The following is a 16,661-nucleotide window of genomic DNA, read 5'->3' on the forward strand; positions in this document are numbered from 1 at the left end:
GGACGAGTTCGGCCCCGAGACCGGGTGGGGCCGAGGGAGGCACCACGGCGGATGAGGCCGGCGAGGGCGAGCCGAGGCCGGACCCGGCGCCGGGAGCGCGCCGGTGAGGGCGGCGGCGCTCCCGGCCCGGGGTGGGGCGGGGAGGTGGACGGCCCGCCGGCGGGATCCGGGGGGCCTGCTGGGGTTACCACTGGAGGGTTCCGTCGACGATGCGGACCTGACGTTGCGCCCGGCGGCTGACGTTGTCGTCGTGGGTGATGACCGCCAGCGTCATCCCCTCGGCGTGCAGTTCGTCGAACACCGTGAGGATCGCGTCCGCGTTGGCGCTGTCCAGGTTGCCGGTCGGCTCGTCGGCGAGCAACAGACTCGGTTCGGCGACCAGCGCCCGCGCGATCGCCACCCGCTGCCGCTCACCACCGGAGAGCGTGGTCGGCGCGAACTCCATCCGGTGCGCGAGCCCGACCCGCTCGAGCGCGACCCGGGCCCGAGCCATCCGCTCGCGCCGCGGCACTCCGACGTACACCATCGACAGGGCGACGTTCTCCAGCACAGTCCGATGGTCGAGCAGATGGAACGACTGGAACACGAACCCGATCCGCTCACCACGCAGTACGGCGCGACGCCGCTCGCGCAAGCTCATCGTGTCCACGCCGTCCAGCCGGTAGACACCACCGGTCGGGTTGTCGAGCAACCCGAGCAGATGGAGCAATGTCGACTTCCCGGACCCGGACGGTCCGACGATCGACAGGTACTCCCCTTGGCCGATCGTCAGGTCGACCTCCCGGATCGCCTGGACCTCGGGTGGTCCGGGGAAGAATCGCCGTACGCCGATCATCTCGACGACCGGCGCCGGCAAGGCAACCGCGGTGGCGGTCATCGTCCCACCACCACCTGATCGCCCTCGGACAGCCTGGCGTCGCCGGCCGGCGTGACCTGCGCGTACCCGTCGGCGGACAGTCCGACCGTGACCGGCACGAGCTCCGTCTTCCCGTTCCGCAGTACTTCGATCCGCGACCCGCCGTCCGCACCGGACGACAACGCCGCCACGGGTACGGCGAGGACCTTGCCGCCGGTGCTCTTCACCGGGATCGTCACCCGCACGTTCGCGTCACGGAGCAGCGCCAGCTGGCTTGCGGTCAGCGCGTTGGGTGCGACCACGACGTCGTACTGGTTGCCGTTCTTGGTGATCCGGCGGACCTTCGCGGCGACCGCCGTACCTTCGCCGAGGTCGAGGGTCGCGGCCATGCCCGCCTTCAGGCGCTGGGCTGTCTCCGCGTCGACCTTGACCGTGACCACCAGCGACGCGCCGCTGGCCGACATGACCACGCCATTGACCGTGCCGCCGCGTTCGACCTTCACGTCGTCGACCCGGCGCGGCAGGGTCTTCACGTACACGATCTCGGACACCGGGAGCGGGGTGCCGGCCTTGAACTCGGCCTCGTTCCGGGTCTCCTGGACATCGGCGAGGTTCTCCTCCGCGTCGTCGACCGCCCCTTGCTGCACCGAGGTGTCCTTGGCCTTCGCGTCCTTCGCCTGCTTGAGCTGAGCCCTCGCCTGGCGGAGCTGGTTCTTGGCCGCGTCGACCTGCTTCTTCGCCTGGTCGACGGCCTGAGTGAGTCGCTCGTCCGGCGCGGGAGCGTCGTACCCGGCCTTCTCGTAGAGCCGCTCGACCGCTTGCGAGGTGTCCGTGTCGTACTCGTCGTCGACCGTGCCCGGGTCGAGACCGAGCCGGTCCAGGGTCTGCTCGAGCTGGAGTACGTCGGGTCCCTTGCTGCCCGGACTCAACGTCCGGTACATCGGCAGTACGCCGGCCAGTCCGATCACCGGGCGGCCGGTGATCTCCAGCAACGCCTTGCCCTCGGTGATGGTGGACCCGACCGCCGGCACCTTCCCGTTCACGATGGCCGGCGTGGTCAGCCCGCTGGTCTCGACCCGGATGTTCACCGCGCCGTCGAACGAGGCGTCACCGCGGCCGATCACCTTGCTGGACAGCGCCTTCTTCGCCACCGGCACGGTGATCTGGGAGGCCTTCGGGGCTGCGGTCTTGGCGGCCGCGTCCTCCGGTGACGTGATCCGACTGCCCGCGGCCACGCCCACGCCGAGCGAGACGGCGGCCACCGCGCAGACCCCGACCAGGACCCGCCGCCGGGACTTGGTCGAAGCGGTCACCGGTTCGCCATCTCGTCGCGGTACGACTCGAGCTCGGTCTTGTGCTGGCTGACGAACTCCTTCTCCAGGTCGTACTGCACCTTCTTGTACGACGCGTCGTACACCTTGGCCTTGCACTTCTGGTCCGCGACCGCGAGGTCGATCTCGAACTTGCGCAGGTCGGCCAGCTTGGTCGCGTCGACCTTGTCGAACGACGGCGGACCCTGCAGCGTCTTGCCCTGGCCGTTCTTCGGCGGTGCCTGGTTGCCGGTCAGCGCGTCGAGCTTCTGCTGGACCTTCTCGCGCGGCGCGTCCACCTTGCTGAAGCCGGGCTGACCGGCGTCGGCCATGCAGTCGGACCAGGCTTTGGTCGCGTCCACCACCCGCTGGTCGGCCTCGATCCGCTTCGACAGCGCCTGGATGTCCTTGAACAGGCTGTCGAACTTCTTGAAGTCGGCGGTCCGGTCCTTGCCCTTGCCGTAGACCTCCTCGACCGCCTTGCCGCGGCACCCCAGGTCCATCTTGCCGCTCGAACTCGGGCCGTCGCCTTCCTTCGGGGCGATCACGACATTGCCGTTGCCGACCGCGTTCGGGCCGTTCAGCGCCTTGTCGTAGGCCTTCTTCGCGTTCGGGGAGAGGGCGTTGCGGATCTTGGTGTTGGGGTTGGTGTCGTCGGCGCCGGCCTTGGACCAGTCGATGGTGCTGATGCCGTAGCCGTACTGCTCGGCGAACTTGTCCGGTGGCAAGTTGAACGCGTCGGCGAACTTGCTCTTCGGGTTCGACTCCGGCGGGACCGCGACGTACTCGAACCCGGCCGCCTTCATGCAGGCGGCGGTGGCGTCCTCGACCTTGCGCTGCTTGGCCAGCTCCTCCTCCGACGGCTGCTGACCGCCGCCGGCCCGGACCGCGATCCGCATCCCGCCGCCGGACGACGTGAAGCCTTCGCCCATGTACTCCGCAAGGGGGCTCTTGTCACTGTTCTGGTCCCCGGACGCGGCCGGGGTCGGGTTGTTCCCACACCCGGCCAGCGCCAGGACCGCCACCAGGGCGAGTGCTTTCCGTGAGGTCTTCATGGCGGTCGAGCTTGAGGGGCCGGCGGTGAAGAACCTGTGAAGGACCGATTTGCACCCGATGCTCTCAGTCGATCTTCATCGGATTCTCATCAAACTCGGGGACATTGATGGGTATGCCAGCGCGGATCCTCGTCGCCGAAGACGATCTGAAGCAGGCGGAGCTGATTCGGCGGTATCTCGAGCGGGAGGGGCACCTGACCGTCGTCGTGCACGACGGACGGGCCGCGATCGACGAGGCCCGTCGGCGCAGCCCCGACCTGCTCGTGCTCGACGTGATGATGCCGAAGGTCGACGGCCTGGACGTCTGCCGGGTACTGCGGGCCGACGACGAGGTGCCGATCATCATGCTGACCGCCCGCTCGACCGAGGACGACCTGCTGCTCGGTCTCGACCTGGGCGCGGACGACTATCTGACCAAGCCGTACAACCCGCGCGAGCTCGTCGCCCGGGTCCGGACCGTCCTGCGGCGGACCCGGAGCCGGGCCGAGGGCGAGGTGTACCGGGTCGGCGAGCTGGAGATCGACCCGATCCGGCACGAGATCCGGCTGGCCGGCCGGCTGGTCGACGTGACGCCGGCCGAGTTCAAGATCCTGGCCTGCCTGGCTGCCTCCCCCGGGCGGGCCTTCTCCCGGCAGCAGTTGCTCGAGCACGCGTTCGGCTTCGACCACTACGTCTTCGACCGGACGATCGACGTCCATGTGATGAACCTGCGGAAGAAGATCGAGCCGTCGCCGGCCGCACCGGCGTACCTGAAGACCGTGTATGGCGTCGGTTACAAGCTCGCGGACAAGGTACAGGTCGATGCGTCGTAGCGTGCTGATTCGGTTCCTCGGCCTGGCGCTGGCGGTCGCCCTCGGCGCGGTCATCGCGACCGCGGTGATCGCCACCTACAGCACCTCGGAGAAGCTGCAGGGTGAGATCGACGCGAACACCGGTCAGCTCCAGGTCGACGGGCAGATCTACGGCGAGCTGTCGAAGTACGCGTCGGATCACCCGACCTGGTCCGGGGTGGACAAGCTGGTGCACGATCTGGCCGGCAAGCTCGGCCGCCGGATCGCCGTGACCGAACCGGACGGCAGCGTGATCGCCGACTCGGCCCGGGTGCTCGGCGCGGGTCCCGAGCTGCCCTCGGTGCCGGCGGCAACCATCGACGCCCGCAACGACGGCACTTTGAAGTTCGCGGGCGCGCTCAGCCTGTCCGCGGTGCGCAAGATGACCGTGTCAGGCCGGGCCGATGTGATCACGTCGGCCGGGATAGGTTCGCCGTACCCGGTCTGGGGGCTGACCGAGCAGGAGAACCAGGAGCGAGAGAAGCTCGCGCAGAAGGCGGTCGACTGTTTCCAGGCCCAGGGCATTGCGGCGTCCGTGGCGAACGGGGGCGACGCCTCACCGCAGGTGCTGATCGAGTCCGGCAAACTCGCCAACGGCGTCAGCCAGATGCAGGTCTCCAAGCCCGGAGTCACGGGGTCGGACCGGTGCATGCCGCCGGGCCTGAACGCGCCCAGCGCGAAGGCGAAGATCGTGAACGACGACGAGCTCCGCCGTGCGACCGCCTGCCTCGACGCCGCCGGTGAGAAGTACACGATCGCCGACTACGACGGTCTGAAGACGGCCGAGCCCAAGACCAAGGGTGCGGTGTCCGAGGCGTTCGTGACCTGCACGACCCAGGCCCGCTCGGAGGCGTTGACGCCGTACGTCGCTCCGCCCGCGAAGCTGTATCTGGGTGCGAAGAGCACGTTCAACGTGTTCTCCGGCGAGGGCATGCTGCGGACCGCGGCGACCGCGCTCGGCGTACTGCTGATCGCGGCGCTGGTGATGATCTTCGCCGGTCGCCGGCTGGTCCGCCCGATCGTGGCGCTCACCGGCGCGGCCCAACGGATGCGGAACGGCGACCACGCCGCCCGGGTCCCGGTGACCGGGAGGGACGAGGTGGCCCGGCTCGGGAACGCCTTCAACGAGATGGCGGAGGCGATCCAGCGGCACGACTTCCAGCGCAAGGCGATGGTCAGCGACGTCGCCCACGAACTGCGGACGCCGTTGGCCAACATCAAGGGCTATCTGGTCGCGTCCGAGGACGGCGTCGTACCGCTGGATGGGGAGCTGGTGACGTCGCTGCTGGAGGAGACCGAACTGCTCGAGCACCTGGTGGCCGACCTGCAGGACCTCGCGCTCGCCGACGCCGGCATGCTCCGGCTGCATCCCGCCCCACGTGATCTGACCGAGCTGGCGCAACAGGTCGTGCTGGCGCACCAGCCTGCCGCCGACACGGCCGGGGTAGCGCTGACAGCCGACGTACAAGAGGCTGCGACGGCCTCCGTCGACAGCGCGCGGATCCGGCAGGCGCTCGGCAACCTGGTCTCGAATGCCATCCGCTTCACGCCGCCCGGCGGCAAGGTCGTGGTCGGCGTACGACGGGGCGACGGCGGCTACAACCTGACCGTCACCGACAACGGCACCGGGATCGCGGACGAACACCTGCCACATCTGTTCGACCGCTTCTACCGCGCCGAGCAATCCCGCAGCCGGTCGACGGGCGGCAGTGGACTGGGCCTAGCGATCACCAAGCACCTTGCCGGGGCCCACGGCGGCCGGATCACAGTGACCAGCCGCCTCGGCTCCGGATCGGCCTTCACGATCTGGATCCCGGCTGGTTAACCTCAGCCTGTGGCCGGCCGGAAAGCACGCGTTGCAGATGTGCACGAGATCGCCCTCGGGATGCCGCATGTCACCGTGTGGCAGAAGGAAGACACCGAGCGGCCGGTCTATCAGGTGGGTGGGAAGTCGTTCGTGTTCTTCCGGAGCCGGCGGCCGGACGCCTTCGATCCCGACACCGGCGAGCGGTACGACGATGTGATCGTGTTCTGGGTCGAGTCTCAGGACGAGAAGCTGGCGCTGGTGGCGGACGAGTCGAACCCGTTCTTCAGCACCCCGCACTTCGACGGCCATCCCTCGGTCCTGGTCCGCGGCAGTCGCATCGGCGAACTCACCAAGCAGGAGCTGACCGAGGTGATCCAGGACGCCTGGCTGTCCCGAGCCTCCAACCGCCGCGCCAGAACCTGGCTCGAGGAACACCGACTGCCACACTGAGCGCGGTGAGCTAGTGGCTGAATCGGTGTCTTCACTGGCCAGTCGTGTAGAACAGGGCGAGTCGTTCGACAGCCTCGGCCTTTGTCATGGCCAGTACTTCGACTTCCGGGATGTGCGCCTCGGTGACGAGTGTTCGGACGACTCCCGCGGGGATCGTCTCGGCGGGAACCTGCGGGCCTTGTCTGTCCGGGATGATCTTGTCTTCGACGCACGCCCAGAACTCTTCGGCCGTGACGGCGAGTTGGTCACGGAGAATATGCGACCAGATGGACGGGCCATAGTCAGTGCGATCGACCGGGTGACTGATCCTCGTGTAGAGGATCAGCCCGTCCGGCAGCGCGAACTCGTAGTTGACGTGGTGGGTTCCGCGCTTGCCCGTCGCGCGCTTGCGTTCGGTCCAGCCTTCGGTGAGGCAGAAGTTCTGGTGGTCCGTCCGAGTGACCGGACGGCGTTGCTCGCTCACGGTGCGCGTCAGGCGAGCAGCCAGTCGCGCAGCTGCTCGTCCGACGAAAGGGCGACGATCTGCACCATGCCCCAGTTCTCGGCATGGTTGGGGGCCAGGCGAAGGTGGTCGGCCCACTCCTCGGCGTAGTCGCGGAGCGCGTCGATCATCTCCTCCGCGGCCTCGTCGAGCGTGGCACCGTCTGCCGCAACGGGGAGTCCCGGAATGAAGAGTGACCAACCGTCGTTCTCCGCGACCACCTGAGCACCGGAGGGGCGAACCCGGGTCAAGAAGTGCACCAGCCGGTCTGCGTCCACGGCTGCGACCCGGCGCGCGTCTCGAGTGACCGTCGCCGGGCGACCGTCGTCGGCGGCATCGAGGATTTCCTTGAAATGCTCACGCGCCTCGCGGGCACTGCGGTAATCGACCGTGGAGCTCATGACCATCCCTTCACTGTGTACACAGCGTACACGGCAGCGAGGTCGGCCGCCAAGTGGCGCCTAGTTGAGCGGCGCGAGCGCGCGGGCGGTCTCCAGGAGGTCGGTGCCGGTGGGGAGGGTGGCGATGATCGGGGTGTCGAGGCCGTTGTCGACATAGCGGTTGATGTGGTCACGGCATTGCTCGGCAGTGCCGTGGACGATCAGGTCGTCGAGGACCTCGAGGGGTACGGCGGCCATCGCGGCGTTGCGGTCACCGGCGGCCCACGCCTCACGCATCTCCTTCATCGCGGCCCCGCGACCAAGCCAGTCGTGGAAGGCGGCGTAGCCGGGGACGGTCAGGTAGGTGGCGATCAGGAAGCGGCCGATGTTGCGGGCCATCTCCGAGTCCTCGGTGACACAGACGAAGATCCGCGCCGCCAGCTCCTTGTCCGGGCCGAGCTCCGCGCGGACCTTCCGTACGTCGTCCGCGGACAGCCAGTTCGTGATCGCGCCATCCGCCTCGCGCGCCGCAAGCTTGAGCATCTGCGGCCGCAGCGCGGCGAGCATGATCGACGGCGGCACGTCCGGCGCCTTCTCCAGCCGGAACCGCTGGATGGTGAAGCTGTCGAACTCCCCGTCCACCTTCTCTCCCGCGAACGCATGCCGCAGGAAGCGCAGTACGTCGCGGGTCCGCGCCAGCGGCGGATCGTACGCGATCCCGTTCCACCCGGTCACGATGGTCTCTGACGACGCCCCGATCCCGAGCACGAACCGCCCCGGCGCGAGGTCCGCGAGCGCCGCCGCACTCATCGCGAGCGCGGCCGGTCCGCGCGTGTGCACGGGTACGACGGCCGTTCCCAACCGCAAGCGGTCGTCCCACTCGGACGCGAGTACCAGCGGTGTGAACGCGTCGGCGCCGGCGACCTCGGCGGACCAGAGGTCGGTGTACCCCAGCGAGGACAGCTCGGCAATCAGCGGCCGGTGGTCGCGCAGCGGTACCCCGGTCAGTGGAACGGTCAGGCCCCAGCGCATCTCAGATCATCCTCTTCAGCAACGGCAGTGGTGCGAACCGCATCACCCGGGCGAGCGGGCTCCACGGCCACGGCGGTACGTACGCCTTCGCCTTCTCGGCCTCGATCGCGGCGACGATCGCACGGACGCCGGAAACAGTGTCGACGATCAGCGGGGTGTTCGCGACGTGCTCGTTCATCTCGGACCGGATGTAACCGGGGAAGATCGTGCTGACCTTGATCGGCTTGCCGAGCAACTCCATCCGGAGCCCCTCGGCGAGCGACGCCAGCCCGGCCTTGGTCGCGGCGTACGTCGTCACCGTCTTGGGCAGGCCGCGCAGCGCCGAGATGGACGAGATGAAGACGAGGTGGCCCGCGTTCCGGGCTCGGAACAGCTCCATCGCCGCCTCCGCCTGGGCGAGCGCGCCGACGAAGTTGGTCAGCGCGGTCTCGCGGTTGGCGTCGAACCGGCCGGTGCCGAGCGGCGCGCCCTTGCCCAGGCCGGCGTTCACGATCACCCGGTCCAGCTGGCCGAGCTCCACGTCGGCCTTGCGGAACACCTCGAACACCTGGTCGTGATCGGTCACATCGAGCCTGTGGATGACGATCTGTGCCTGTGGATAACGCTCGGTCAGCTCGGTCCGCAGCGCCTCGAGCCGCTCTTCGCGTCGCGCGGTGAGCGCCAGGTTGTGGCCCTTGGCGGCGAACTGCCGGGCCATCTCCGCGCCCAGTCCGGCGCTGGCGCCGGTGATCAGGATGTTCCGTCGCATCGCAGCCCTATCTGTAGGAGATCATCCCGGTACCGTCGAGATGCCCGTGTTCGTTGTGACTGACCACGGTCAGTCCACTCAGTCCGGCCAGCACCTTGGTGATCGCGGTGTTGATCGTCAACGGACTCAGTTTCAGCCACAGCCCGTCGCCGCCGTCGGTCAGTATCCGGCTCACCACCGACGTGATCGGCCCGCCGGACGTGAACACCACCGCCGTCTCGCCCTTGCCGAGGCTTCCCGCTGTCCGTCGTACCGCGGCCTCGACGCGGTCCGCGAACGCCTGGAAGGTCTCGGTGTAGCCGTCGCCCTCGCGCATCCAGCGCTCCGTCGCCGCGCTGAACATCTCCTGGAACGCGCGGTGCGGATTCCCGGTCCGGGCCAGGTCCGCGAGCATCACCGCCCGGCGCCGGTACGCCGGCTTGTGCGCGAGGATCACCTGCTCGTGGTCGAACTCGTCGAAGCCCACATCCACTTCGGCCCGCCCCTCCAGGCCGGCGGCCGCCAACGCGAGTTGCGCCGTCATCAGCTGCCGCGACATCGACCCGGAGACGACCAGGTCGGGCCGCACACCTCGTGCGGCGAGTGCCTTGCCGAGCAGCACCGCCTGCTGCTCGCCCTGCTCCGAGAGCTTGTCGTAGTCACGCGCCCCGAACGACGCCTGCGCATGCCGAATCAGATAGATGACTGCCATGCTATTTCCTTCCCCGCCCCACCGCCCCGGACAGGCTACGCCTGCCGGATAATCCCGCGGCAGCGCCGCTCGAGCAGGTTTACCGGGAGCCAGAAGCTCTTGAACCGCGGGTTGCGCGTCTGCTTGTGGTGGTAGCGGTAGTAGATCTGCTGCGCGATCACCGCCAGCCGGAACAGCCCGAACACCTCGTAGAACGCCCAGTTCTCCGGCTTGAGTCCCGACCGCTCGGTGTAGTACGCGACGATCTCGTCGCGGCTGATCATGCCGGGCGCGTCCGACGGCTGCAGCCGGAAGCGGCGGAACGCCCAGTCGTCGTCCGCCTGCACCCAATACGCCAGCGCACCCCCCAGATCCATCAGCGGGTCGCCGAGTGTCGCGAGCTCCCAATCGAGTACGCCGACCACGTGCAGCGGATCGTCCGGCGCGAGTACGACGTTGTCGAGCCTGAAGTCGTTGTGGATAACGCAAGTCCGGACGTCGGCCGGCTGGTTCTCCGCAAGCCAGGCCATCACACGCTCGTAGCTGGGCACGTTCCAGGTCTTCGCCTTGCGATAGCGCTCCGACCAACCCGTGACCTGGCGTCCGACGTACCCCTCGCCACGACCGAGGTCGGTCAGGACGGCGGCCTCGGCGTCGACGGCGTGCAGCTCGGCGAGCGTGTCGATCAAGGTGAAACCCAGCTGCCGGGTCTGGGCGGGCGTCAGGTCGACGCCCAGCTCGTGATGGCCCGGGATCGTCCCAATAACACGCTCCATCACGTAGAACTCGGAGCCGATCACCGCGTCGTCGTTGCAATGGGCAACCATCGTCGGAACGTAGCGGAACACCGGCTTCAGCGCGGCCTGGATCCGGTATTCGCGGCCCATGTCGTGGGCGCCTCTGGCCTTCGTCCCGGCCGGCGGGCGGCGCAGGATCAGCTCGTGATCGCCGTACCGCAGGAGATAGGTCAGGTTCGACGCGCCGCCGGAGAACTGTTTCACCTCAGGGAGCCCGGGCGGAAGCTCTGTCTGTTGCCGGAGCCAACCATCGACCGCCGGCACGTCGAAGGCGTCCTCGTCCCGGACCGCCCGCGCGCCATCACCCATCGGCGGCCTCGGCCCGAGCCCGCGCCCGGGCAGCGATCTTGCGCATCTGCCGGTCGTACAGCGGACGGGCGAAGCGCTTGGTGCGCCACGCCAGGAGGGCCGGCCGATCGGGGATGATCAGGAACTGCTTCTTCTTGATCCCCGCGATCACCGCGGCCGCGATGTCGTCGGCCGACCGTGGCGACTTCTCGATCAGCTGGCGCGCGGTCGCGCCCATGGCGGTGTCCGCGCCGCGGATCGAGTCGGCCAGGTTGGTCCGGAAGAACGACGGGCAGACCACCGAGATGGTCACGCCGTACGGATGCAGCTCGTGCGACAGGGTCTCCGAGAGCGCGACAACTCCGGCCTTGACCGTGTTGTACGAGCTCATCATCGGCGGGTGGACGAGCCCCGCCGCTGATGCTGTGTTGACGATGTGGCCGGACCGCTGCCGCTTGAAGAGCGGTGTGAACGCGCGGCAGCCGCGGACCACACCCATCAGGTTGATGTCGACGACGCGATCCCACTCGTCGAGTGACTCGACCTCGATCCGGCCGCCGGTCGCGATCCCGGCGTTGTTCACCAGGATGTCCAGGCCGCACCAGTTCTGCTCGCACCATTCGACCGCCGCGGCCCAGTCCGCCGGACTGCGGACGTCGAGCTGCCGGTACGTCGCCCCGTCGTCGGTGCCGTCGGACGCGACGTCGGTGCTGAGCACTTGGTGGCCGTCGGCAACAAACCGGGCGACCAACGCGGCGCCGAGCCCGCTCGCGCCACCGGTGACGAGGATCCGGCTCACTTCGTCTCCCGCCCTAGGTACGACGCCAGTTCGATTCTGGCGATCACCCCACGATGCACCTCGTCCGGCCCGTCGGCCAGTCGCAACGACCGGGCACTCGTCCACGCCGCCGCGAGCGGGAAGTCCTCGGACAGCCCACCACCGCCGTGCAACTGGATCGCCATGTCGATCACGTCCTGCGCCATCCGCGGGACGGCGACCTTGATCTGGCTCACCTCGCTCAACGCGCCCGCGAGCCCCTTCGTGTCCAGCAGGTACGCCGTCTGCAGCACGAGCAATCGGGCTTGGTTGATCGCGATCCGGGCATCGGCGATGCGCTCACGGTTGCCGCCGAGATTCACGAGTGGCTTGCCGAACGCGGTCCGGCTGGTGCCGCGCTCGATCGCCAGCTCGAGCGCCTTCTCGGCCAGCCCGATCAGTCGCATGCAGTGGTGCACCCGGCCCGGTCCGAGCCGGCCCTGCGCGATCTCGAACGCCTTGCCCGGTCCGACCAGGATGTTCGACGCCGGCACCCGGACCGCGGTGAACGACACCTCGCCGTGGCCGTGCGGCTCGTCGTACCGGCTCATCGTGGGGAGGAGGCGCTCGACCTTCACGCCTGGGGTGTCGCGGGGGACGAGCACCATCGTGTGCCGCGCGTACCGGTGGGCCTCGGGGTCGGTGAGGCCCATGAAGATGAGCAGCTCGCAGTCCGGATGACCGACGCCGGTGCTCCACCATTTGCGGCCGTTGATGAGGACTTCGTCACCGTCGACGATCGCGGTCGCGGCCATGTTGGTGGCATCGGACGACGCGACGTCCGGCTCGGTCATACAGAACGCGGACCGGATCGTGCCGTCGAGCAACGGCTCCAGCCAGCGCTTCTTCTGGTCCGGGCTGCCGTAGCGGAGCAGGACCTCCATGTTGCCGGTGTCCGGTGCGTTGCAGTTGAACACGTACGGCGCGATGAAGGATCGACCGGTGAGTTCGGCGATCGGGGCGTAGTCGAGGTTCGACAGGCCTTCGCCGTACTCCTCGTTGCCCGGCTCGGCGGGCGGAAGGAAGAGGTTCCACAGGCCTTCTTTGCGGGCCTTCGTCTGCAGCTCCTTCATCACGGGCTGCGGCTGCCAGGGGTCGCCGGCCGCCCGGATCGCGGCCTGCAGCCCGGCCTCGACCGGCTCGATCTCGGTCCGGATGAACTCCGCTGCCCGCCCGATCAGCTCAGTCGCGCGGGCGGAAGGTTCGAATCCCATCAAGACTCCTTAGGTCGTCTTGACCGTAGCTCAGCCGCTAAGCAATGCTCAATAGATGGATCACCGACTGTCAGCGGAGGACCGGAAGAAGCAACTGGTCAAGATCGGGCTGATGATGCTGCGCACGCAGCCGATCCACGAGCTGTCGATCGACGCGATCGCGGGCCAGGCCGGGATCTCCCGCGGCCTGCTGTTCCATTACTTCCCGAGCAAGCGCGATTACTACGTCGCCGTGATCTCGGCGGCCGGCCGTCGCCTGCTCCGGGTGACGAAGCCGGACGAGTCCCTGCCGCCGGAGGAGAAGCTCCGGGAGATGCTGATGCAGTTCGTCGCGTTCATCAGCCGGCGGCGGACGGCGTACATCTCCTTCGTCCGCGGAGCCGCCGGCGGCGACGACTACGCCGTCGAGGTCTACGACGAAACCCGCGCCGGGCTGACCAAGCGCATCCTCACCTACATCGGTACGCCGGAGGTCGCCGACGAGCCCGCATCCCCCGAGTACATGCGCGTCCACGCCTGGCTCGCGTACGCCGAAGATCTCGCGATCGAGTGGTCCGGCCTCCCGGAGGACGAGCGCCCGTACTCCGACAAGTTCCTCGTCGACCACGCCATCGAAGCCCTCCACACGCTGCGCAAGTTGTAGGACTTTCGCTCCCGACACCTGACAGCGTCAGGTGAAGACGTTGACTGCGCGGGCTACAACGAGGCCTACGACGGTCAGCGAGATCAGGGACTGCAGGCCCATGGCCATCTTGGCCCAGCGGGCCAGCGGCATCACGTCGGTCGGGCTGAATGCGGTGGATGTGGTCAGCGCCAGGTACAAGTAGTCGACGAATACGGGTCGCCAGCCTGGTCGCGCGACCTCCGGGCTGAGCTGCTGCGTGAAGGCGAGGTCGAGGTACTGCGGCATCCGGTGGGCGCGGTTGGCGGCACCGCCGGCGTCCAGTTCCCAGTACAGCAAGGCGAACGCGAGCAGGTTCGACGACCAGACGATACCGCCGGCAGCGAGCAGCGCCTCGGGTGAGTTCGTGATCGACCCGCCGTGGATCAGCGTCGCGACGAGCCGCACCGTCGCCAGCAGGGCGTCCAGCACCAGCACCGCCACGACCGTGATCGACACACCGCGCAAGAACGACGACCGCTTGTCGATCCGCCCAGGGTCCCGCACGATCAGCACCGCAAGCAGCACGACCTCGACCGCCGGCAGCGTCCACGCCGGCGCCACCCGCATCTCCTTCGGCCGCGCGAGCGTCAACAAGATGGCCACCACCACGGCGGCCAGACTCGGCCACCGAGACTCCCCGCGAACCGGCTGCCCCGGCTCGCCACCGCCACCAGCACTCATGGCACCCCCGCCCACGAGCGTACGCCGGGAGGCCGGCGCGTTACTCGGGCGGCGGGAGGAGCTCCGGGCTGAGGTTGGGGGTGGGCATGTCGGGGTCGAAGGGGAAGAGGGGGCGGAGGACGCCGTGGTGTCCCAGGCGGAGGAGGTCTTGGTCTACACCGCCGGGGGTGAGGGCCAGGAGCCAATCCTTGGCGAGGTTGTAGAGCTCCGGTTCGAGATAGCCGATCTTGACGATCACCAGATCGGTGGCGGCCGGGTCGAGGCCGAGGAGGGTGAAGTCGGCGATGTGGTGGTACGGCTTGCGGCGGGACGTGAGGATCGAGTGCAGGCCGCCGGCCTTGACCACCGCGACCGTCCCGCCGACGGGGTCCTCCGACAGCGAGAACACCGTGCCGGCCAGCTCGACCGGGCCTGCCGGACCGGAATCGACCTTGCCGCCCGCGGAGACCTGGACCGGGTTGCCGACGCCGGCCGCGACACAGGCGGCGACCGCATCGGGGTCGGTGATGCTCGCGTGGATCGCGGTCGCGTTGCCGCTGGTCAGCTCGTCGACCGTGAGCAGTTGGCCGAGAGTCCAGGACACATCGCCGGCACCACCGGCGGTCGGGTTGTCGCCGGAATCGCTGATCAGGAAGGGCCGCGCCGTACTCGCGAGACCGGCGGCCACGCACTCCTCCAACGTGCCCGTCGGCGCGACGAACGCGAAGGCGTCGCGTGCACCCCAGTACGCCTGGGCCAGCTCGGCGGCGCGTTCGGTGATCAGTTGCTGATCGTCGCCCGTGACGACCACGGCCGCGCGGCACCGCGGCTCGTCGGCCCAGGCGTAGCCGACCCAAACCGCGGCGTCGAGTACGCCGGGCTCGTCGGCGATCTCGGCGACCCGCCGGTAGATCGACTTGGCCGGCTCGAGCCGGGTGGAGGTCTTCTCGCCGGGCAATAGCACCGGCACCTGGATCCACGCCTTGCCGGGCTTACCGAGCCCGGACCGGAGCCGCTCGACCAGGTTGCGGGCCGCGCGCTCCCGGCTCTCCATCGCGTCCTCGTGCGGCGCCATCCGGTAGCAGGTGATCAGGTCGACGGCCGTGCCGAGCTCGCGGGAGACGTTCCCGTGCAGGTCCATCGAGGTCGAGACGAGGACGTCGGGCCCGAGCGCGGCCCGGACCCGGGTGCCCAGATCGCCCTCCGCGTCCTGCCGCCCGACCACGCTCATCGCCCCGTGGATGTCGAAGAAGAACCCGTCCAGCTCACCGGCCGACCCGATCTTGTCGATGATCTCGGCGGACAGGTCGTCGTACACCTCCGGCAGGACGGCGCCACCGGGCAGTGAGCGCGCGTGGAGCAGCGGCACCCAGTCGACGCCTTGCGCCCACTCCTTGCCGAGGAAGTCGTACCGCCGCAACAGGTCCTCCCCACGGCGTACGTCGAAATCCGCCAGGCCGGCGCGGTGCGGCGAGAACGTGCTGGACTCGATGGCGATCCCGGCAATGCCGATCCGAAGGTTCATGACTAAAACCTGCCACAATCGAGCCGTTTCGCGCACTCCTACGCCCTGATAGTGGACACTCTCGGCCCGGTGGTCCCGCGGACGATCAGCTTGGTCGCGAGCTCGACGTGCAACGCCTCGACCTCGTGGCGGTCCAGCAGGCGGATCAGCAGACTGACCGCCATCCGGCCCATTTCCTGCAACGGCTGCCGGACCGTCGTGAGTCGAGGTGTGGTCGCGCGGCTCAGGTCGATGTCGTCGAAGCCCGCTATCGATAAATCGGCAGGGACGGACAGTCCGCGTTCGGCGGCCGCCTGCAGCGCACCGATCGCGGTCTTGTCGTTGAACGCGGCCAAGGCGGTGGGGCGGGGATCGAGGTCGAGGAGTTCGGCGGCGGCTCGGTAGCCGTGGGCGATGGTCGGCTCGACGTGTTTCACCAGCGTGGGGTCCGGCAGGATGCCTGCAGCGGCGAGAGCGGCGGAGTGACCGCTCAGCCGGGCGTCCGCGGCGAGCCACTCGCGCGGGCCCGCGATGACGCCGATCCGCGTGTGGCCGAGCGAGGTCAGGTGGGCGGTGACTTGACGGGCGCCGGCGTGGTGAGCGGCGGAGACCGAGGGGATGTCGCGCGGCAGCGTCGTCCGTGGATCGACGACGACGAACGGGAACCGGCGCGCACCGAGCCGGACCAGCTCCGCCCCCGGCTCCGGCGGCAGGATCAGGATCGCGCCGCCGATCTCGCGTTGCGCCGGCAGCCGGGACAACACCTGCTCGTGCTGCGCCGCCTCACCCGCACTGAGGACGACCTGCCGTCCGTGCCGGTCGAGCGTCTCCGCGATCGACGACACGATCAGGCCGAAGTAGTCCGTGAGTACATAAGGGCAGCGCACGTACACGGCGCCGGTGACGGGTTTCGCCGTACCGCCGCGCGGGCTCGGGGCGCGCAGGCCGAGCTCCTCGACCGCGCGCTCGACCAGCAGCCGGGTCTCCGGCGCCACACTGCCCTGCTGGTTGAGCACCCGGGACACCGTCGCGATCGAGACTCCGGTCGCTGCGGCAACCTCGCGGACGGTAGCCCGATCCCTAGGCATTTGTTACATC

General features: G+C 68.8%; 18 protein-coding genes. 4 read left to right on the plus strand and 14 right to left on the minus strand.

Annotated features, from left to right (window positions below; all coding sequences use genetic code 11):
• Positions 1 to 184: 184 nt before the first annotated feature.
• Genes ACXC9Q_RS12885 through ACXC9Q_RS12895 form a run of 3 tightly spaced genes read right to left on the minus strand, consistent with a single transcriptional unit; the run spans position 185 to position 3,221 of the window.
• Complete coding sequence (locus ACXC9Q_RS12885) at positions 185 to 877, minus strand: ABC transporter ATP-binding protein (protein WP_328524813.1); 693 nt, start codon at positions 875 to 877, stop codon at positions 185 to 187.
• Positions 874 to 2,169, minus strand: coding sequence for a peptidoglycan-binding protein (locus ACXC9Q_RS12890; RefSeq protein WP_457056704.1), 1,296 nt, complete (start codon positions 2,167 to 2,169; stop codon positions 874 to 876). Before ACXC9Q_RS12890 ends, ACXC9Q_RS12885 begins: the two co-directional genes overlap by 4 nt.
• Positions 2,166 to 3,221 (minus strand): hypothetical protein, encoded by a 1,056-nt coding sequence (locus ACXC9Q_RS12895; RefSeq protein WP_457056705.1) that lies wholly within the window; start codon positions 3,219 to 3,221, stop codon positions 2,166 to 2,168. Before ACXC9Q_RS12895 ends, ACXC9Q_RS12890 begins: the two co-directional genes overlap by 4 nt.
• A gap of 113 nt (positions 3,222 to 3,334) precedes the next feature.
• Between ACXC9Q_RS12895 and ACXC9Q_RS12900 the strand changes: the two genes are divergently transcribed.
• Genes ACXC9Q_RS12900 through ACXC9Q_RS12910 form a run of 3 tightly spaced genes read left to right on the plus strand, consistent with a single transcriptional unit; the run spans position 3,335 to position 6,308 of the window.
• Positions 3,335 to 4,033 (plus strand): response regulator transcription factor, encoded by a 699-nt coding sequence (locus ACXC9Q_RS12900; RefSeq protein WP_329483088.1) that lies wholly within the window; start codon positions 3,335 to 3,337, stop codon positions 4,031 to 4,033.
• A complete protein-coding gene (locus ACXC9Q_RS12905; protein ID WP_457056706.1) occupies positions 4,023 to 5,876 on the plus strand; it encodes a sensor histidine kinase in 1,854 nt (617 codons plus the stop codon). The genes ACXC9Q_RS12900 and ACXC9Q_RS12905 overlap by 11 nt, the downstream gene beginning before the upstream one ends.
• Before the next feature lie 9 nt (positions 5,877 to 5,885).
• On the plus strand, positions 5,886 to 6,308 hold the full coding sequence (locus tag ACXC9Q_RS12910; protein WP_457056707.1) for an MmcQ/YjbR family DNA-binding protein: 423 nt from the start codon (positions 5,886 to 5,888) through the stop codon (positions 6,306 to 6,308).
• Between the two features lie 31 nt (positions 6,309 to 6,339).
• Here the strand turns inward: ACXC9Q_RS12910 and ACXC9Q_RS12915 are convergent, their stop codons facing one another.
• Genes ACXC9Q_RS12915 through ACXC9Q_RS12950 form a run of 8 tightly spaced genes read right to left on the minus strand, consistent with a single transcriptional unit; the run spans position 6,340 to position 12,735 of the window.
• A complete protein-coding gene (locus tag ACXC9Q_RS12915; protein ID WP_457056708.1) occupies positions 6,340 to 6,771 on the minus strand; it encodes a hypothetical protein in 432 nt (143 codons plus the stop codon).
• A gap of 8 nt (positions 6,772 to 6,779) precedes the next feature.
• Positions 6,780 to 7,190, minus strand: a complete 411-nt coding sequence (locus tag ACXC9Q_RS12920) for a type II toxin-antitoxin system prevent-host-death family antitoxin (RefSeq protein WP_457056709.1) — start codon at positions 7,188 to 7,190, stop codon at positions 6,780 to 6,782.
• A 60-nt stretch (positions 7,191 to 7,250) separates the two neighbouring features.
• The gene (locus ACXC9Q_RS12925) at positions 7,251 to 8,201 is read right to left on the minus strand and encodes an LLM class F420-dependent oxidoreductase (RefSeq protein WP_457056710.1); all 951 of its coding nucleotides are present in this window, start codon (positions 8,199 to 8,201) and stop codon (positions 7,251 to 7,253) included.
• A gap of 1 nt (position 8,202) precedes the next feature.
• Positions 8,203 to 8,949, minus strand: a complete 747-nt coding sequence (locus tag ACXC9Q_RS12930; RefSeq protein ID WP_457056711.1) for an SDR family oxidoreductase — start codon at positions 8,947 to 8,949, stop codon at positions 8,203 to 8,205.
• Positions 8,950 to 8,956: 7 nt separating this feature from the next.
• Positions 8,957 to 9,640 carry a histidine phosphatase family protein gene (locus tag ACXC9Q_RS12935; protein WP_457056712.1) on the minus strand — a complete coding sequence of 228 codons (684 nt, stop codon included), beginning with the start codon at positions 9,638 to 9,640 and terminating at the stop codon, positions 8,957 to 8,959.
• A gap of 35 nt (positions 9,641 to 9,675) precedes the next feature.
• Positions 9,676 to 10,725: a phosphotransferase family protein gene (locus ACXC9Q_RS12940; protein WP_457056713.1), complete on the minus strand. Its 1,050-nt coding sequence runs from the start codon at positions 10,723 to 10,725 to the stop codon at positions 9,676 to 9,678.
• Entirely contained in the window at positions 10,718 to 11,503 is a 786-nt protein-coding gene (locus ACXC9Q_RS12945; protein WP_457056714.1) for an SDR family NAD(P)-dependent oxidoreductase, read from the minus strand. Before ACXC9Q_RS12945 ends, ACXC9Q_RS12940 begins: the two co-directional genes overlap by 8 nt.
• Positions 11,500 to 12,735, minus strand: coding sequence for an acyl-CoA dehydrogenase family protein (locus ACXC9Q_RS12950; protein ID WP_457056715.1), 1,236 nt, complete (start codon positions 12,733 to 12,735; stop codon positions 11,500 to 11,502). The genes ACXC9Q_RS12945 and ACXC9Q_RS12950 overlap by 4 nt, the downstream gene beginning before the upstream one ends.
• Before the next feature lie 55 nt (positions 12,736 to 12,790).
• On the opposite strand from ACXC9Q_RS12950, the gene ACXC9Q_RS12955 reads away from it, so the two are divergent.
• The gene (locus tag ACXC9Q_RS12955) at positions 12,791 to 13,378 is read left to right on the plus strand and encodes a TetR/AcrR family transcriptional regulator (RefSeq protein WP_457056716.1); all 588 of its coding nucleotides are present in this window, start codon (positions 12,791 to 12,793) and stop codon (positions 13,376 to 13,378) included.
• Positions 13,379 to 13,405: 27 nt separating this feature from the next.
• Here ACXC9Q_RS12955 and ACXC9Q_RS12960 read toward each other — a convergent pair whose 3' ends face one another.
• Genes ACXC9Q_RS12960 through ACXC9Q_RS12970 form a run of 3 tightly spaced genes read right to left on the minus strand, consistent with a single transcriptional unit; the run spans position 13,406 to position 16,651 of the window.
• Entirely contained in the window at positions 13,406 to 14,080 is a 675-nt protein-coding gene (locus tag ACXC9Q_RS12960; RefSeq protein WP_457056717.1) for a hypothetical protein, read from the minus strand.
• 40 nt (positions 14,081 to 14,120) lie between these two features.
• Entirely contained in the window at positions 14,121 to 15,584 is a 1,464-nt protein-coding gene (locus ACXC9Q_RS12965; protein ID WP_457056718.1) for a M81 family metallopeptidase, read from the minus strand.
• A 38-nt stretch (positions 15,585 to 15,622) separates the two neighbouring features.
• A complete protein-coding gene (locus tag ACXC9Q_RS12970) occupies positions 15,623 to 16,651 on the minus strand; it encodes a LacI family DNA-binding transcriptional regulator (RefSeq protein ID WP_457056719.1) in 1,029 nt (342 codons plus the stop codon).
• Positions 16,652 to 16,661: the final 10 nt, after the last annotated feature.

The organism is Kribbella sp. CWNU-51, assembly GCF_054073265.1.

Bases quoted from the DNA above. Each gene is read 5' to 3' on its own strand.
- ACXC9Q_RS12930 (WP_457056711.1), bottom strand. From the start codon at position 8,949: ATGCGACGGAACATCCTGATCACCGGCGCCAGCGCCGGACTGGGCGCG.
- ACXC9Q_RS12950 (WP_457056715.1), bottom strand. From the start codon at position 12,735: ATGGGATTCGAACCTTCCGCCCGCGCGACTGAGCTGATCGGGCGGGCA.
- ACXC9Q_RS12965 (WP_457056718.1), bottom strand. From the start codon at position 15,584: ATGAACCTTCGGATCGGCATTGCCGGGATCGCCATCGAGTCCAGCACG.
- ACXC9Q_RS12970 (WP_457056719.1), bottom strand. From the start codon at position 16,651: ATGCCTAGGGATCGGGCTACCGTCCGCGAGGTTGCCGCAGCGACCGGA.
- ACXC9Q_RS12905 (WP_457056706.1), top strand. From the start codon at position 4,023: ATGCGTCGTAGCGTGCTGATTCGGTTCCTCGGCCTGGCGCTGGCGGTC.
- ACXC9Q_RS12935 (WP_457056712.1), bottom strand. From the start codon at position 9,640: ATGGCAGTCATCTATCTGATTCGGCATGCGCAGGCGTCGTTCGGGGCG.
- ACXC9Q_RS12960 (WP_457056717.1), bottom strand. From the start codon at position 14,080: ATGAGTGCTGGTGGCGGTGGCGAGCCGGGGCAGCCGGTTCGCGGGGAG.
- ACXC9Q_RS12900 (WP_329483088.1), top strand. From the start codon at position 3,335: ATGCCAGCGCGGATCCTCGTCGCCGAAGACGATCTGAAGCAGGCGGAG.
- ACXC9Q_RS12925 (WP_457056710.1), bottom strand. From the start codon at position 8,201: ATGCGCTGGGGCCTGACCGTTCCACTGACCGGGGTACCGCTGCGCGAC.
- ACXC9Q_RS12955 (WP_457056716.1), top strand. From the start codon at position 12,791: ATGGATCACCGACTGTCAGCGGAGGACCGGAAGAAGCAACTGGTCAAG.
- ACXC9Q_RS12940 (WP_457056713.1), bottom strand. From the start codon at position 10,725: ATGGGTGATGGCGCGCGGGCGGTCCGGGACGAGGACGCCTTCGACGTG.
- ACXC9Q_RS12895 (WP_457056705.1), bottom strand. From the start codon at position 3,221: ATGAAGACCTCACGGAAAGCACTCGCCCTGGTGGCGGTCCTGGCGCTG.
- ACXC9Q_RS12885 (WP_328524813.1), bottom strand. From the start codon at position 877: ATGACCGCCACCGCGGTTGCCTTGCCGGCGCCGGTCGTCGAGATGATC.
- ACXC9Q_RS12920 (WP_457056709.1), bottom strand. From the start codon at position 7,190: ATGAGCTCCACGGTCGATTACCGCAGTGCCCGCGAGGCGCGTGAGCAT.